General features: G+C 42.7%; 11 protein-coding genes and 3 pseudogenes. 2 read left to right on the top strand and 12 right to left on the bottom strand.

The features are described 5' to 3' along the window. Positions 1 to 18 precede the first annotated feature (18 nt). From GCU48_RS28340 to GCU48_RS23380, 8 genes and pseudogenes are all read right to left on the bottom strand, one after another. Positions 19 to 975 (bottom strand): hypothetical protein, encoded by a 957-nt coding sequence (locus tag GCU48_RS28340; RefSeq protein WP_244315890.1) that lies wholly within the window; start codon positions 973 to 975, stop codon positions 19 to 21. Positions 976 to 1,125: 150 nt separating this feature from the next. Next, positions 1,126 to 1,826 (bottom strand): annotated as a pseudogene (locus tag GCU48_RS23410) (IS5 family transposase). Between the two features lie 82 nt (positions 1,827 to 1,908). Continuing rightward, on the bottom strand, positions 1,909 to 2,799 hold the full coding sequence (locus tag GCU48_RS27145) for a tyrosine-type recombinase/integrase (protein WP_244315888.1): 891 nt from the start codon (positions 2,797 to 2,799) through the stop codon (positions 1,909 to 1,911). Between the two features lie 309 nt (positions 2,800 to 3,108). Then, positions 3,109 to 3,730, bottom strand: a pseudogene (locus GCU48_RS28920) (substrate-binding domain-containing protein); the annotation flags it as partial. Between the two features lie 112 nt (positions 3,731 to 3,842). Then, on the bottom strand, positions 3,843 to 4,376 hold the full coding sequence (locus GCU48_RS23395; protein WP_152381632.1) for a DinB family protein: 534 nt from the start codon (positions 4,374 to 4,376) through the stop codon (positions 3,843 to 3,845). 46 nt (positions 4,377 to 4,422) lie between these two features. Next, entirely contained in the window at positions 4,423 to 5,028 is a 606-nt protein-coding gene (locus tag GCU48_RS23390) for a DUF1697 domain-containing protein (RefSeq protein WP_152381631.1), read from the bottom strand. A 6-nt stretch (positions 5,029 to 5,034) separates the two neighbouring features. Then, positions 5,035 to 5,454 carry a RidA family protein gene (locus GCU48_RS23385; RefSeq protein ID WP_152381630.1) on the bottom strand — a complete coding sequence of 140 codons (420 nt, stop codon included), beginning with the start codon at positions 5,452 to 5,454 and terminating at the stop codon, positions 5,035 to 5,037. 80 nt (positions 5,455 to 5,534) lie between these two features. Next, a complete protein-coding gene (locus GCU48_RS23380) occupies positions 5,535 to 6,506 on the bottom strand; it encodes a helix-turn-helix transcriptional regulator (RefSeq protein ID WP_152381629.1) in 972 nt (323 codons plus the stop codon). Positions 6,507 to 6,878: 372 nt separating this feature from the next. Here GCU48_RS23380 and GCU48_RS23375 point away from each other — a divergent pair, with 372 nt between their 5' ends. Beyond that, positions 6,879 to 8,231 carry a DUF4158 domain-containing protein gene (locus tag GCU48_RS23375; protein ID WP_152381628.1) on the top strand — a complete coding sequence of 451 codons (1,353 nt, stop codon included), beginning with the start codon at positions 6,879 to 6,881 and terminating at the stop codon, positions 8,229 to 8,231. A gap of 119 nt (positions 8,232 to 8,350) precedes the next feature. Here GCU48_RS23375 and GCU48_RS23370 read toward each other — a convergent pair whose 3' ends face one another. Together GCU48_RS23370 and GCU48_RS23365 are read right to left on the bottom strand one after the other, a co-directional pair. After that, on the bottom strand, positions 8,351 to 9,781 hold the full coding sequence (locus GCU48_RS23370) for an IS4 family transposase (protein ID WP_152382244.1): 1,431 nt from the start codon (positions 9,779 to 9,781) through the stop codon (positions 8,351 to 8,353). 135 nt (positions 9,782 to 9,916) lie between these two features. After that, positions 9,917 to 10,708 (bottom strand): PIG-L deacetylase family protein, encoded by a 792-nt coding sequence (locus GCU48_RS23365; protein ID WP_152381627.1) that lies wholly within the window; start codon positions 10,706 to 10,708, stop codon positions 9,917 to 9,919. A gap of 161 nt (positions 10,709 to 10,869) precedes the next feature. On the opposite strand from GCU48_RS23365, the gene GCU48_RS23360 reads away from it, so the two are divergent. After that, the gene (locus tag GCU48_RS23360) at positions 10,870 to 12,015 is read left to right on the top strand and encodes a glycosyltransferase (protein ID WP_152381626.1); all 1,146 of its coding nucleotides are present in this window, start codon (positions 10,870 to 10,872) and stop codon (positions 12,013 to 12,015) included. A 463-nt stretch (positions 12,016 to 12,478) separates the two neighbouring features. Here GCU48_RS23360 and GCU48_RS23355 read toward each other — a convergent pair. Then, positions 12,479 to 13,824 (bottom strand): IS3 family transposase gene (locus GCU48_RS23355; protein ID WP_152381625.1). Its coding sequence is split into 2 segments (ribosomal slippage): positions 12,479 to 13,440 and positions 13,440 to 13,824, totalling 1,347 coding nucleotides; the frame shifts between segments, so codons are not numbered across the junction. 128 nt (positions 13,825 to 13,952) lie between these two features. Beyond that, a pseudogene (locus GCU48_RS23350) lies at positions 13,953 to 16,765 on the bottom strand (Tn3 family transposase). Positions 16,766 to 16,776: the final 11 nt, after the last annotated feature.

Genomic DNA, 16,776 nt, shown 5'->3' with positions numbered 1-16,776 from the left:
TTACAAGTACCAATCGAGCTAAAGATGAATGGAGCAGATGCAGATTATTCTGTACCTGCTCCCATATATGGTCAGGTATGTGCTTGATGTGACATAATAATTCTTTCTTTCCCTTCTTGGCATATCTTCTTTCACTATTAATAGGTGAACAGGCTCCGTAGGAGCTTCATTCCATCCATAAATCTGAGCATATTCCAATATCCTTCTAGCATTTGCTATACACTCGCTAACATGCCGGCTGCTGGGCGTTCTAATTTTGATATGATTGTTACCACCCATATCAACTTTCCATATATGCTCTAAAAATGCTTCAATGTCAGTTCTCTGAAGGTTTCTAGTATCAGTCCAATCCGGATGTCTCTCAGCAATAAAATTAAAAAATAGATACACTTTTTTCAAAATATTAAATGCAGTGGCAATGCTGATTTGTCGTTGAAGAATCAAAACGTGATAGAAATATTTTTTTACAAACCCCCTGTAAGTAGCGTGTATATTTGTGAAATTAATTTGTGTTTCTCTACGAGACATATTGTAAGGTAAGCCTAGCTTTTCAATACTCCATATATCTTTCTCTTCTTCGGACCGATCATCATATAAATCAAATAGAAATTTATAGACTTGATCAACAACTGAGTAGAAATATCTGTATGAGGAGCTCATTCGTGACGGTTTACTGGAAGTAACTCTTGCCTTTTTATGGTTCTTTAAATGTACGAGATATAATTTCCTGACCTTTTCCTGAGGACAATCCAGGATACTTATTGCTTCAGGATAAATATCCGATATGAACTTACTGAAGAAGAGAGCAGAGGTATAAGTTTGACCAACCATCGTTGCAAGGCACCAGCGACCGTTTATTAAATTGGTGTAGAAGTATCGTTTTACTTCCTCTCTAAAATTAGGATTTTCAATCATATCGAATCGAAAATTTCTATTATAGTTAGGAAAATGCTTCAGGTGAAGGATCTCAGCCATAGCATTGCTTTCCCAAATATCATTCGTAAAATATTCCGGTAGCGGCAAGAGTGAATTGATCTTCTTATTAGGGCCTGTACGCAAACCTATTTAAGCCATAAACGAATAGAAAGTAGCGTCAAAAAAGCCATGAACATGTTTGCTGTTTTTTCATAGCGAGGGAGCCAGGCGTCGATAGTTTTTAACTTTGTTGAAAAAGCATTCAACTAAGTGTCGCTCTTTATACGTCTCCGAATCTAACGGACGCTTTACCCGCCGATTGCGTTTGCATGGGATCACCGGAGTAATGGATCGGCTTTGCAAAAGCTCTAAAATCGCATTGGTATCGTAGGCGCGATCCGCTAACACTTCTCCCGGGCAAACGTCCAGTCCATGAAGAAGGCGATAGCCCGTGACCGAATCGTGGTCTTGTCCTGGCGTCAATTCGAAACGCAGCGGATAGCCAAGCGCATCCACCATCGCATGAATTTTGGTGGTTAATCCTCCGCGCGAACGCCCGATGGCTTGCCGATCCTGCCCCCTTTTGCGCCCGCTCCATGCTGATGGACGCGAACGATGGTAGCATCAATCATCACTTGCTCCCAATCGGGTTCGATGGCGACATGCTTCAAGATTTCATTCCAAATATTCGCTTTTTGCAACCGCCAGAAAAAACTATAGGCAGAAGACCAGGGACCATACGTACTCGGTAAATCTCGCCATGGCGCTCCCGTTCGAGCAACCCATAGCACGGCATTCAGCATCTGACGCCGATCTTTAGGTGGACGTCCTCCTTGTTTTTTTCGGGCCGGGGGCAGCAAGGGTTCAAGGATATTCCATTCTTCATCTGTTAACTCATATCTTCGTCTCATATTCCTTATTTTACTAGATTTTTATGAGTTGTACAGTTTGCGTACAGGCCCTAGCTAATTGTTGAATAACTTGATTCATGCATTACTCCTTACTTTCATGAGAAATAGCTTGTTCCCAGTGCTTCCGGATAGTCTCGTCAGAAGGATGGACGTACATTTGGAGAGTAGTTTGGATGTGGGCATGCCCTAATAAATTTTTCAGTGAGACAGCACTGATACCTTTATCGTTTAATTGTGTTGCACATGTATGACGAAACATGTGGGCGGTGAAGTCTACCTCAGCTTTCCGATTTAAACGCTTTATCAGCGCCTGCAAACCCCAATAGGACATCTGCTCACCTTTATTTTTACCACTTAAATTAAAAAAAACGTGATCAATACTGGTTTGTGAACTGTGAAATTCAATAATATAATCCTGGAATAAATTGATCGTATCAGAAGTAACATAGACGGTTCGATTTTCCCCGGCTCTGGTTTTCGAAACCCTCACTAGGATACTCTTCTTCACAATTCCGCTGTTTGGAGACAGAAAAACATTAAGCATACCGACGAGCACTACGGTAGAAATAAAGTGTGGGGCATAAATTACAGTCTGTACAATTTTCTTGTATCTCTTGGCCAGCATCTGATTGAGCATAATCGCTATAATAATCGGAGCTGGGAAGCTAAACACAAGCGATAGAGCACTGAGTGTAAGCGTATTGGTCATGATCGTCCAGAAGTTATAGGAATCGAAAAAATCAATAAAGTGCTTAAATCCTACCCACTCGCTTCCCCAGATTCCCCGACTTGGTGAAAAATCCTTAAAAGCAATTTGTATTCCATACATCGGATAGTACTTAAATACGAGATAAATAATAATGATTGGCAGCAAAAACAGATATAGTTCATAGTCACGTTTGATCTGGTTCCATATTTTGCGATTTGGCTTGATCGTGGAATGATCTAACTCGCTAATTCTTGAATTCACCATTACACTCCCTTTCTTGTCATAGGATATTTTCATTTTTGAAACGTTTCCAATTTGCTATAAGAAAAACGTCAGTCGGCAGATTCATACATGAACCGACCGAATAAATTGAAGTTTTTCTAAAATCAAAAACAATCTTGCCTTAAAATAACAGGAAGACGATGCATTTGTTGATCCAAACTTATTCCTTTGATCTTTTAACAGAGTAGTTTGATTTCCAAATGAAACGTTTCCAATTTATTATAAGAAAAAGTCGAGTTTGTAGATCCAGACTGAGATCCAACTGAATGAGCTAATACTTTACAATAAAAATCATGTCGTTTCGCCTTGCCTGAAAATAACGGGGAGACGATACACTTGCTGATCTAAAGTTTTACCCTCTATCTTTTTATACAGCAGTCTGATTGTCATACGTGCCATTTCCTCCACTGGCTGCCTGATGGTAGACAATACCGGATGAAAATAAGGATGATCCTGAATGCCATCGTAACCAATGACCTTTGCATCCTCTGGAACGCGAATACCCTGCCTACCTGCTCTTTCTATATATTTGGCGGCTAACATATCGGTAATAGCGAAAATGCCGTCCACATCCTGATGCTTAGATAGAAATTCGCCAAAATAGGCATCGTCGTCCACAATCTGGTTTCTCGTATACAACATAGTCGACACCTAATTTTTTCGCCTCATCAATGAAACCTTTTCTTCGATTCATGGTTTCACTAAAAACGGAAGTTACACTTCCCATAAAAGCCGGTCTCTGGGCTCCTGCTTTAACAAGTTCCTTCAAAGCCAGACGCCCTCCCTCATAATTATCCGAGGTCACACAGGTAATTTTTTTGTTGAAATGCCTGTCAATACTTAGAATCGGAATATCATTGCTTACGCTGTTCTCTATATCATTGTAAGTAATGCCAACAATACCAGCCACTTTGTATGACCATTGGGAAACTCCACTCTTCACCTTCTGATGACTGAGCATACGAGGAGAGGCAGGCCCGAAAACCGGGCCTGCCTCTCCTCACATCCGTTTACCGCTGACCTTCCTACCGTTCCATCAAATAAAACATATAATCGGTCGGGACCCCGGCATACCCTTGCTGCCTCAGCATCGCGGTCACATTGCCCCGGTGATATGTCCCGTGGTTGACCACATGACGCAGGATGTCGGAGAAATACGTATCGAGACGGCCGTAACTCGGATGCTCGATTGTCATAGCCTTGTCCGTGTCGGGCGTCCGCCTCAGCAAATCGCGAAACTGTTCAGCACCGCCGGCGAACAGCCTCCGCATTTGATCAACCGTTATGTCTTGCGCTTCCTCCCTCCAACCCGGGATCTTCGGGAAAATGCCCTCGTTAGGAACTTCCGCAAGCACGTACATATAGAGCTGTTCGAACATGTACATATGCCCGAACGTTTGCGACACGGACGGGATCACGCTCGTCACTTCCGCATGAAACGCATCCTTCGGAAGCAGCTCCAGATGGGTGAACAGCTGGTCATTCGCCCAAACATGATATTTCGTACAATTGATGCAGGTGTTGACGCATTGGATGAATCCACCTCTCCCTTTATTCATCGTTTGGCTGCCACTGCCTCAGCATTTTCTCTATCGTATAACAGGCTCACTGACAATCGTTGTCAGCGAAGTTAATCGGGATCTGCGCAGGTGAAATCATTTTTTTTTCTTCGTCTGCCGCCATCATAAGCTGATATATTTTTCGTGTCGTATTCAAATTCCTGATCGTCATCTGTCGATACAATTCCGAACCAATCAACTTTGTCATGCTGCCTTTAGTCACGTTTATTTTATCAATCGCCCATATTATCGCGCTTGGAGCATATTTCATCGTTTCGATCTCCGGTTTGAAGATCAACTTATCGAGAACGGAAGCGTCATTGATATCTTCCCATAAATAAAGGACGTCGCATCTCAATTTATCATTGTTCATCCATGATTCGGGGAGCGTGGACATCACTTTTTTCATGTCTTCTAAACTAATTACCAGCACCTTGATTTGCAAACCGAAGGTATCCGTAATCGCTTTTTCGAGAATTTGCGCTATATCCATTTTGGAGTGGCCGGTGGTTGTGAAAATGATATTGCCCGAATTGATATAGGTAACGACGTTTTTCATACCAGCCTGCTCAAATGATTTTTTAAGTATTTTCATATCTACTTTGTTGTTTCCGCCGACATTGATCCCGCGAAGCAGAGCCGTATAGACCATACATATTTAGTCTTTATCTTCAATGACTGCAATTCCATCTATTTCAAGAAGGCAAGATGGACGCGATGCAAATTCCGAGACGAATAACACGGTGACCAGTGGGGGATTATCTAATGAACCAGCCATCTCTTGGAATGCTTTGTAACCAATAAGCGGGTCGCTTCCGCTAACTAAATAAATATTGAGTTTGACCAGATTGGCGAAACTTGCATTTTCAGTAGCTAAAATGGTTTTGATATTATGAAGTGCCTGTTTTGTCTGCAACTCCAAATCACCAACTCCAATCAGCTCACCTTTTGAATTTATAGCATTTTGCCCGCCAATATAAATTGTTTTTGCCTTCCCTGTTACGGTAATCGCTTGACTAAATGCTTTTGATTTGAATAAACCTTCCGGGTTTATATGCTTCATTTTAAAAGTAGGCATTTGTCTCCTCCTTCATGATTTGATTTGAATTCTATATCTAATAATAAAGCAACTTCACTGACAGTTATCGTCAGCGAACTTCAATCGGAATCAATTTCGTAATGATGTGCGATTGCCGATGACATCTCCTGGACCCGGCGCTTCAGCGCCAGCGGCTCACGAATTCGAATGGCTGTGCCAAACGTCATCAGATACATCGGAAGATACTTGTTCATCGTCGGGACGTCGAGCAGAAACCGCGCTTCCCGATCGGTCCGTTCCATCAAATAGTGGCGCATATGCCAGTGGCCGCAAACCGCATTCAACGTATCGGACTCTCCCTCGATGCGGATGACAGTCAGCGGCCCGTCCGCCTCACGTTCCCGTTCGGACTGGTCTCGGAAATAGACCGCCGCGGAGAAACGCTCTGGCTTTTGGAACCACGCTTCGGTCGGCTCTAGCAGAGTGATACGATCCACACGGAACGTCCGCACCGCCTGCGACCGATGACAGAACGCGACAGCGTACCATTCATTTCGGTCGTAGGCCAACCCGTACGGATCGACTTCACGTTCATCGGCCTGCTCCATATTCGCTTTTCGATAAACGATGCGCACCGTTCTCCCGTCATTCACCGCCTGCTCCAGGTCCCGCAACAACGGAACAACGGAAGGCGGACGCGCCGGAGAAATCACATCCAAGCCTCCCGTCTGGCGGGACAGATCATCGCGCTGCTCTTCGTGCAGCCCGTTCTCCACCTTCTTCAACGCGCTTTCCAGCTCCTTCGTATACGGATAGCCAGCGCCTTGCGCAAACTTAAACGCGTCCACAAGTGCCTTCAACTCTACAGAGTTGAAGAACAATGGCGTCTCCTGGAAGCTTTTTAGAATGCGAATGCCTCCGTCATGGCCTGATTCCGTAACGATCGGAACACCACTGACGCATAATGCGTCGATATACCGGTACACGGTACGGATGCTAATCTCCAAACTGTCTGCAATCCGCGCAGCGGTGAGCTTCCTTCCGGATTGTAGCATCCAAATTATGGATAGCATATTATCCCATTTTGCCATCGGGAGCACCCTCTTTTTCTTATAAAATGAGACTGATTTTAGTGGTAGCATAATTATGTATTGGGGTAAGGAACCTAAGTAATGAATTCAAAATCTCAAAAATCACTCTATTCCGTATAATTACAGTACGCTTCATACTTTCCCAATTAAATTTTCGCTCTATTTGTGATATGGTTCACAGTGAATGATCTTAAACTATCCTGCGCGTTCGTACCTCTTCATAAAATAAGAAGTTCCGAATCTATTTATGTAAATGGAACATCGGAAATTGTGAGACTCATATTGTCTAAAATATACAGCTTGGATATACTTATTTCAAGTCCAAAGTTCCGATACTCACTGTTATAGGAACTTTACTTTGGAGTGGATTACTTGAAACGGAATTGGGAACTGGATGAATTAATCGAGCATTTTACGATCCTGCCGAACGAGATGAGATTGATCGAGAACAAGACCGGGGAAACCAGGATTGGATTTGCCGTGCTACTCAAGTTTTTTCAAAATGAAGCCCGTTTTCCAACTCATAAGTACGAAGTTCCCAAAGCGGTGATCGCGTACATTGCAAAACAAATCTTCTCTGAGCCAGAATCATATGCTCAGTACGATTGGACCGGTCGTTCAATCACCTACCACCGAACACAGATCCGGGAGTTCTTCGAATTCCGCGAGGATACGATAGAGGATGCTCAGGAAATGGCAGAATGGCTATGCCAACATGTTCTGCATTACGATCATGAATTTGAGCATTTAAAGGAACGCGTTTACCGTCGATTCCATGAATTAAAAATCGTGCCGCCCACGCCGGACCGCATTGAGCGTTTGATCCGTTCAGCCATTCATACATATGAAGAATCCTTCTTCCAAGCGACATACCAAAAGTTGCCTTCCACGTCTCTAACTCAGCTAGACTCTCTGATTGATAGCATTTCTTATTTAGAGATTGACGAAGAAGAAACCGCCAGCGACAGCAGCATACAAATATCATTTAATGAGTTAAAAGCAGATCCTGGTCGTGCTGGGGTGGATAGCGTGCTGAAGGAAGTTAACAAATTGCGGACAATTCGCAATTTGGAGCTTCCGGATGATTTATTTCGAGACATTCCCCATAAGGTGTTGAAAAAGTATCGGCAGCGCGTTTCTACTGAGGATCTACGTGAGCTTCGCCGACATCCAGATTCGATTCGATATACGCTGTTGTCAACTTTCTTTTGGTTTCGCTGCATGGAAATATCGGACAACCTGGTCGATCTGCTTATTCAAATTATTCACCGTATCGGAGTACGCGCCGAACGAAAGATCGAAAAGGAAATTCTGAACGATCTACGACGAGTCGGCAACAAGTATGGCATTTTATTTAACATGGCGCAGACGGCCATCGAGCATCCGGAGGGAATCATTAAAGATGTCCTGTACCCAGTTGTAAACGAACAAACACTGAAAGATTTGGTCAACGAATTTAAACATACTAGACCGGCATACCGCGAAAAAATCCATACGGTCATTCGCGCCTCCTATGGTAGCCATTACCGGCGGATAGTTCCTGAAATTCTTAGCATTCTTGATTTTCGTTCTAATAACGACGTTCACCGTCCAGTTATCCTCGCGCTCGAACTAATCAAGAAATGCACTCAAACGGGAATGCACTATTTTCCCTTAACCGACGAAATTCCGATCAATGGGGGGATCCGCAATAACTGGGGTACCGCCACATGCCCATCAAGCTAAGAACAAAGTAAAAGTATCAGATGCTACAGTTCATCATTTGATTCAAATCTTGAGGTTAGAATTGGATTTTGAACAAGCTTAAATAAGCCTTTGTGACTTCGTTTAAAAATCAATTTCTTCTATGCAGCCCGTCGAGATTTCTGTCTACTTTCATAGATTACACCCAGAATGTCAAATACGGTTTTCTTCTCATATCGATGTGACTTGCGCCCATTCTTCTCAATCATCCGAAAGAGTTGAAGAAGCACTTGCTGGATATCATCCGCTTGTTTTTTTATGGCCTCATGTAGGGAAAGCAAGTAGTCTTTTAAGATACAGATGACTTTAAACTCACTGGCTTCTTGTTTTTTCTTTATCAACAAAAGTCTACGCATCTGAAACATAAGAGAAGAACTAAGCAATATAGCGATCAACTGCCCGTAAACATGACATTCGAAGCGTTCGGTTTTGATCGATTTGCACTGGTCGATATGGAAGATGGATTTCCAAGTTTTAAACAAAATCTCTATCTGCCAGCGGAGGGAATAAAGGTCATGGATATACTCTTTTTTCAAGTATACGTCTGGCGTATTCGTCATGTAGATATTGATGGCACTTAAGCGCTTTGTTCGCTCTTTATAGGTTATGTTTTTCTTTTTCTCCTGTTTAGCACGTATCATGAGCCGCTTTTGAGTCTGTTCCGGTGTAAGTTTATAGATGAGAAGCCGTGTGCGAAATTTGTTATAGCGACCGAGATACACTTCGGGAAGTTCCACAATCTCCCCGGGCTGAAGGCGACCCATGATCTCTTCGAGGTCGAGTTCTCTGAACAACGATTGCTTTTTTACCCTGCCATCTTTGGACTGTTCAACTTCCTTATTTTTTTCATATACACGGATATTTAATTTTAAGCGTGAAACGTAAAAAGCTCCTTGGCGCTCCATTTCTTCGAAGTCATCTAAACAAAAGTATCCTAAATCTCGAATACAAAGATCGTTCTTTTCCACAGTTTTCGCTCGTTTTGTACCATATAGACCATCATTGTTTTTTCCGGGCCCAACATCTACTTGTAAAAATTCTCCGGTTATTAGCTCGTATTCGAGTTGAATTTTCATACCTGCCGTATGAGAACTTCCTCCGGATCCCTGGTAACGATCGGCATAGGGATCAGGAAGTTGAAACACAGTCGAATCCAGAATTCGGATTCGATGAAAATAGGAGTTACATTCACAAGGCAGTGAGAAGGAAGTCGAGATTTTTTCTTGGAGAAGCGTTGAAAAAAGGGATTGCAGGAAGGCAATTGCAGAAGAATTGAAACGCTGGTTCAATCCTTCTGCGCTCATCGATAGATGATTTGAGGCATCAAGTTGGCTACATAATCTCGTGAGGGGAGTCACAGATACATCATCATTTAAAAAGACACATAAGGAAATTAAATCCTGCGGGGTATATTTGCTTTTTCGTTGGACGAAGCCAGCTTTTCTGGCAAGCTCCTCAAGCTGGGCAGGAGAAAAATGATGATGAAGCTGTTGGGCTAGTAAATGCATTTCTTCGCTGATAGAAAGAGAAATAGATTTCATGGGAAAACCATCCTTTCTATGGAAAAATGCTATCATAAAAAGTATAACTTATTTTTCCATTTTGGGGCATGGTTTCATCATAGCTTGATGGGCATGTGGCGGAACCCCTCTAAGCCTAATCGGAAGTTAACCCAACCAAAATATTTCCTTTCGTCGTATAAGTCTTAAGAGACGATCATGAGCATGAAACTGGGAACGGTGTAATCGGAACGCCTGCAGATTCTTTCTTTGCTTCAATGCCGATATGGAAAGGGCGCGTACATTTCGAGTATTTAATCTTACTGGCGGCACAAAGGCTCCCTTGAATGACGGCCATTTCGGAAAGTGAATCAAGTAGCTAAGGATAAGAGGTTTCATTCTCGTACGGCGGAGTGCGTCCATTAGGAAAATTCTGGCTGCTCGATGGTCTGGATTTGTATCATCTGCTCGGTTTACAATGATCGTTTTAGGTTTTACTTTTTTAAGAATTTCCGTAAATAAAGAAATAGCTGTTTTTCTTGTATAAGGTGCATTTCTATGAAAGGAAAATGAATATCTGGCACGGTCCCATAACGTAACAGGAGAGCGAAACACTTGGTTTTCATTTGTACTTTTAGCTATAGGGAGTGAATGAGCATCTGGAAAACCGAAGAAGTATAACCTTTTTGATGACACGCCTAAAAATGCTGCCGCTCTAAGAGCTTCCAAATGCCGAATGCGCCCAAGTCTGCGAAAAGAGGCCGGAATAAATGGTGCATGAAGGAAATTTCGGATGGAATCTGTGTTTGCATCGCCATTGGTTAAATAAACAATGTGGACTGGTTTGCCGGTTTGGACGGCTTTTTGAATGACTCCTCCGGAGGATAGAACATCATCATCCGGATGTGGTGCAACAATCAAAATGGGACCCCGCAACTCCTTAAACGTAATAGGCGTCATAGGCTACGAATCGTCTCCTTCATCAAAGTAGTGGATGTACTCAGCTTTTTAAGATAATCGAGATAATTGTATTCGTCAATCGTCTTTGTGTGTAACATTTTAACCAAAATAAATATAAATCATCATTTGTCCGGTCATATCGTTTTCCGAAAGCATAAGCTATGCAAGCAGAAATGAAAATCGTGGAAGGGGTGGTTGAAGAAGTGAAGGTCTTGATGTTAATTGATCGCCTTAAAACCGGTGGGACCGAGAGACATGTCTTGTCTTTGTCTAAATTTTTGCTTACTAAAGGTATTCGGGTTGGGATTGCAACAATAGGAGGCCCGCTAACCTCTGCTGCACGAAAAATGGGGATATCCGTGCATATACTACCCATGCAAAAAGAAAAGTTGTTGAACCAGATACAAGGCTTGTACAAGATTGTTAACCGAAACAAGTACGGCATTATTCATGCTAATACTAGGCTTAGATTGGCCAATCGTTTTCAACGCGCGCATCCTGGCATTCCCCTTATAGTTACAGTGCATGGTACCTATGAATCAAAGAACGATCTAAGAGCTTCAGTCGTTTCCTCCAAAAAAATCGTTTCGGTTTCACCGGGGCTGTCACAATGGTTACGGAAGAGTGGAATCCCTGCGTATAAAATTCAACTTATTTCGAACGGAATCAATACTATGCAGTTTCAGGCCAATCAGCCTAAAAAAAGATGGAGAAAAGCCCTCGGCTTGCCACAAGATGCTCAGCTTTTAGTCTATGCCGCAAGGTTCGAAAGGGATAAATATCCGATAGCCCAAAAAGTCATCTTGGCTGCAGAAAAGGTTGCGCGAAGCAACAAAAAATTTGCGGCAGTGTTATATGGTCCAGGTCCTTTTCGACGACAGCTTTCACAGTTGGCCCAGAAAGTGAACCAACGTCTTGGACGAAGAGTTATTCTTGTTAAGGGACCACTGACTTCGATTCAAAATGCCTATTATGCAGCAGATATCGTCGTAGGAACTGGGCGTGTCGCGCTTGAAGCAATGGCATGCGCCAGACCGGTTATCGCAGCTGGAGTATCTGGATATTGCGGGATCGTTGGACCCGAGTCCATTGCTATGATGAAAAGTTATAATTTTGGCGACCATGGTTCCATGATATCTCTCCATGCAAACAGACTTGTGAAAGATATAAATTTCCTCCTGAAACACCCTCAACGGTTACGGATATTAGGTGAATTTAGTTCGAAAATGGTTAGGAGGGAATTCTCGATAAGTAAAGTAGGGGGACAGTATATTGTACTTTACCGAAAATTTTCAAAAACGGCATAATGATGATCGCAGCAGGCCGGAGGCATGTTACGCATGAATGGAGCAGCGGGCGCGGCAGCTGCTCCTTTTGATTTATTCAACGATTGGACAGGATAACGTTAATTAGTAATGTACAATCTTTCCCACAACGAAGCAGCGTACATCTTATATTGGACACCGGAGCAAGGGCATGCGTTGCTGGGGTTTTTATATTGTACTGGCTGCCGTGTCGGAGAGGTGCATAGATTAAATCTTGGGGTACCGCCACATGTCCCTCAACCTAAGAAAATATTGCACCCCCAAAAGGAAGAAAATTAGATTTTCTCCTGTTTGGGGATATTTTAAATCCTTAACTTGATGGGCATGGGGTACCGCCAACATTTCGGAAATTTTGTACGCTAAGCAGTTTTTTCAAGAAAAAAGCCGATTTCCTGTACGCTGAACTGTGACCCTATTTGTGGACACATAAAAGAAAAGAGTTAGATTATGCTGTTAATAGATGGTTCCTGTATTCATCAGGAGTCATCTTTTTTAATGTCCATTGATACCGATCGGTGTTGTAGTAATCCATGTATTCCTTAATGCGTGCCCGTAATTCTTGGAGAGTAACGCTGTCCCTATACTCGAGTTCATCCTTCATATGACCGAAGAAAGACTCCATGGAGGCATTGTCCCAGCAGTTACTCTTTCGCGACATGGACTGCTGGAAGCCTATCTCTTTAACTCGAGCTTGGAACCTCGGATTCGTGTAGTGAAAACCTTGGTCAGAATGGATGATGGCTTCGGGGTGAATGTTGCCATCCAGTCGTTGAATCAACCTGTCCAAGGTTCGATCTACGATCGTCATTTCTAAGGACGAGGATACATAATGAGCAAGAATCTGTTTGCTTGCACCGTCCTTTACACAGGACAAATACGCGCATTGCCCCTGACCATAGTGCAGGTATGTGATGTCTGTGAGAAAGACTTTCTCCGGCTCGCCCTGGTCAAACTGACGTTTAAGGTGATTAGGGAGTGTCTGGTGCTCTTGTGTGGCCTTTGCAAGCTTACGGTACGGATTGGCCTGGCGTATCTTGGCCACCAACCCGTATTTACGCATGATACGGCGAATTTTCTTATGGTTCATGATGACGCCACTCTTATGCTCCAAGCACATTTTTAAAACAAGTGCTCCCACTTTCCCATTCCGTTTTTCAAAATGTTCCCTGATGAGTAACAGATCCTGTTCGTCCGCTTCTTCTCTCAGCTGTCGTGCTTGTTCAGCGGCTAACCACCGGTAGTACCCGCTTTTACTGACATTCGCCATCTTACAAAGATGATGAGTCATCTTCTCAAGTTGATGCTTACGGAGGGTACGATTGATGAGTTCGAAGCGTTCAGAGGGTGTCAGCGTTGGTTCTGCTGGGCTTGTCTCTCGAGCGCCTCGAGCTTTTTTAGGAAGTCGTTCTCCGCTTCCAGAAGCTTTATACGTGCCTCAGCTTGTGCAAGCTTCTTCTCCATCGACTGTTCTGCTGCGGGCCTTCCCGTGCTGCCTTTTCCTCGTTGCTCTTCCAGAAGACCTGCTTCACCTTGAGAAGCAAAGGTTTTTCTCCAACGTTTTAAGCATCTATTCGGATTCTCCCGTCCGATCATATCTAAGTTGAATCCTGCCTCCCTGAAGATTTCTGCAGGAGTTTTCCCCTCCTGATAGGCCTTTAGAGCAGCCAACTTGAATGTGGGTTGGTAAGCAATAGAACGCTCTGTAATATGCAATACGTTAGCATGATCCTCCATCTGGCGGATCTGACTTTCACTAAACCTTTGTTCACCGGTAGACCAACGGTTCCCCATTTTGTATCCCCAACCTTTCGTGTATATCGATTATAAACGCAAAGAGACCCGAGAGAGGTCACTTTTTTTCAAAGTGTCCATCTTTCGGGTCACAGTTCACGCTAAGGACTGTTCGGCTTTTTTGATGTTTACAGACTACCGTTAAGTGGTCGTAATGAATTATTACCAGGTATCCTTTTTAGATCGAATGTGTACTCTCCTAGAAAATTAATATGTTCCCAACCGAGTGGCGATATATGTTGTAGAAGATCTTCTCGAAATCCGCTTTTTGATTGCAGTAATTTAATAGCTTCTCCTAAATAAACAGTATTCCAGACACTAATCGCATTAATCAATATGTTCAATGCACTGGCCCTTTGCAATTGATCTTGTAGTCCGCGTTCACGTAATTCTCCACGTTTCTAAAAAAACAACGCTCTGGCCAACCCATTCATTGCTTCCCCTTTATTCAAACCTCGTTGTATACGACGCCGCAAGGCTTCATTAGAGATATAATCCAGTATGAAAATCGTTTTTTCAATTCGCCCCATCTCACGTAATGCAGTCGCTACTTTATTCTGTCTTGCATACGACCCCAACTTTCCCATGATAAGCGATCCTGAGACTTTTCCTTCACGTATGGAATGGGCCAATTGTAAGACATCATCGTAATTGTCCATGATCAATTTTGTATTAATTCGCCCTCGAAGCATAGCCTCTAATTTCGGATAATTGTTTGATTGATCTATTGTGTAGAGCTTACTATCTGCTAGATCTCGTAATCTTGGTGCAAAACGAAAACCTAGGATGTGACTTAATCCGAAAACTTGATCGGTGTACCCGGTTGTATCTGTATAGTGTTCTTCAATTCGTAAATCTGATTCGTGATGGAGAAGACCATCGATCACATGAACAGCATCCCGAGCATTTGTATTGATAACTTTTGTGTAAAAACTTGCATATTGATCGCCAACAAATCGGTAAATAGTCGCACCTTTTCCTGAGCCATAATGAGGGTTAGAATCGGCGTGTAGTGATGAAACTCCTATTGGCACACGCATACCATCCGAAGATGATGTTGTTCCGTCACCCCAGTATGATGACAGGGTGAGTCTATGCTGAAAATTTACAAGTTTAGCTTGGGCGCGTGTCATTGCATCTTCGTATAACCTCCATTGTGCAGCATTTGCTAATTGATGGTATGTTATATCAGGAGTGGCATCTGCCATTTTAGTCAACCCAATATTTGTCCCCATCGCCATCAATGCAGCCATTAGTATAGCTTTTTCTTCTCCTTTTGGCGGTCGATTCGTTGAACCATGCATAAATTGTTCGTCAAATCCTGTCCAACTTGCTACTTCCATCAGTAAATCAGTTAATTTTATACGCGGTAACATGTCATAAAGGGACAGACTAAAAGACCTGGCTTCTTCAGGTGTATCTCTTTCAAGGCGATCCACACGGATCTTTTCCTTATCCGCATTTATCCCCTCCAATGAGTTTATATTATTAGAAATCCATGTAAGACGATGATGTAATGTATCTGTCCGTTCAGATAAGTATTCTTCTGATGAAGGACTAACAGCTAACCTAGTGCCGGCTGCCTTGGCTTGAAGCCAGTCTTCTTTGGAAATCAGATATTCCTCAAAATCTTTATGTAATCTGCTACCAACTACCCATATATCACCGGAGCGAATATGATTTTTCAATTCGGTTAATGCTGCCATTTCATAATATTGCCGATTAATGTTACCATCCTCGTCATACACATGTTTTTGCCAACGCTTTGGGACAAAATCAAGAGGCGCATTTTCTGGTACTTTTCGTTTTCCATTTTTATTGACGTCACGTAATACCTCAATGGAGCGCAACAAAGGTTCGGCAGCTTGTGTAGAACGAAATTCTAATGATTCGATTAATACTGGAGTATACTTTCTGAGGTAGGAATACCGAGTGCTTAGCAAGTCAAGGTAATCATAATCCATAGGTCTGGCTAATCTTTTTGCTTCTTCAATCGATTCAACGATTTTTTCCCAAGGCATAACTTTTTCCAATGTCTCAAATGGATTTAGTCCTTCTTCCCTCGCTTTTATGAGAGCTGAACCGATATCTGCATAATGTATCACTTTTTCGTTTTAGCGTGTCTCTTCAGATCATCAAATCTACGAAAGGAATGTGGTTCATACCTGGCTCCCATTCGCGCAAGTTGGAGTAAACGGTTCGGGTGGATATTCGCAGTATTAACAGACAATTCAAGTTGCCTAATATACTTTAGACGTTCAATCACCTTTAGAAATGCTTCAGGTGATGATTGACCTGGAACTTCTCTAAGCCATGCAAGAGGAGTTTTCTTATTTTCTACAAAAGGGTCAGTCAGTTTTTCTAGCTTCGATTTTTGCCAATTAGAAAGTGTTTGTGTAAGAGATGAAAATACTCGTTTCTCCGCACGTCGCGTTTCCCACACAAGCCTCTCTATAGTAGAAACCACAGGGAGAATGATTTTCTTTTCACGCAAAATTCCAATAGTTGATTGTATAAGATACATGGAATTCCCATTCTCCATGGCGTGTTTTAACAGGAGCTGAGATGCTGTTCGATAGGCATGCATATCAAAATTGCGATACCCAAATACCTGCCTCAATTCCTCAAGGTGTTCACGTCGGGTAGGATCACGTCTAGCGTATAAGAAGTATGTTTCCGGATCAATATCTAGCTGCAAGGCGACATATTTTATTAAGCTCTCCGGAACTTCTGGTAAATCGACAACGGAGCATCCTGGATTCCGTAATGTACATAATTGGATAGCAAAACCAAGCCTGTTATGGTCTCTTCGATGTTGGTTAATAATTTCGATATCATATTCCGTTAAAGTATAATGTGTAGCTAAATCATGTTCAGTAATATTTGAGATATTAAGCAATTCGTTCCGCTGCTCTGGGGTAAGGAGCTCTTTAGCACTCAATTATGATCAAC

Source organism: Paenibacillus brasilensis (assembly GCF_009363115.1).
GTDB lineage: Bacteria > Bacillota > Bacilli > Paenibacillales > Paenibacillaceae > Paenibacillus > Paenibacillus brasilensis.
Note: the sequence above shows the minus strand (reverse complement) of the source record. Positions and strands in the feature narration are given on the sequence as shown.

Excerpts from the sequence above, each read along its gene's own strand:
- GCU48_RS28340 (WP_244315890.1), bottom strand. The coding sequence starts at position 975 with ATGGCTGAGATCCTTCACCTGAAGCATTTTCCTAACTATAATAGAAAT.
- GCU48_RS27145 (WP_244315888.1), bottom strand. The coding sequence starts at position 2,799 with ATGGTGAATTCAAGAATTAGCGAGTTAGATCATTCCACGATCAAGCCA.
- GCU48_RS23395 (WP_152381632.1), bottom strand. The coding sequence starts at position 4,376 with ATGAATAAAGGGAGAGGTGGATTCATCCAATGCGTCAACACCTGCATC.
- GCU48_RS23390 (WP_152381631.1), bottom strand. The coding sequence starts at position 5,028 with ATGGTCTATACGGCTCTGCTTCGCGGGATCAATGTCGGCGGAAACAAC.
- GCU48_RS23385 (WP_152381630.1), bottom strand. The coding sequence starts at position 5,454 with ATGCCTACTTTTAAAATGAAGCATATAAACCCGGAAGGTTTATTCAAA.
- GCU48_RS23380 (WP_152381629.1), bottom strand. The coding sequence starts at position 6,506 with ATGGCAAAATGGGATAATATGCTATCCATAATTTGGATGCTACAATCC.
- GCU48_RS23365 (WP_152381627.1), bottom strand. The coding sequence starts at position 10,708 with ATGACGCCTATTACGTTTAAGGAGTTGCGGGGTCCCATTTTGATTGTT.
- GCU48_RS23360 (WP_152381626.1), top strand. The coding sequence starts at position 10,870 with ATGCAAGCAGAAATGAAAATCGTGGAAGGGGTGGTTGAAGAAGTGAAG.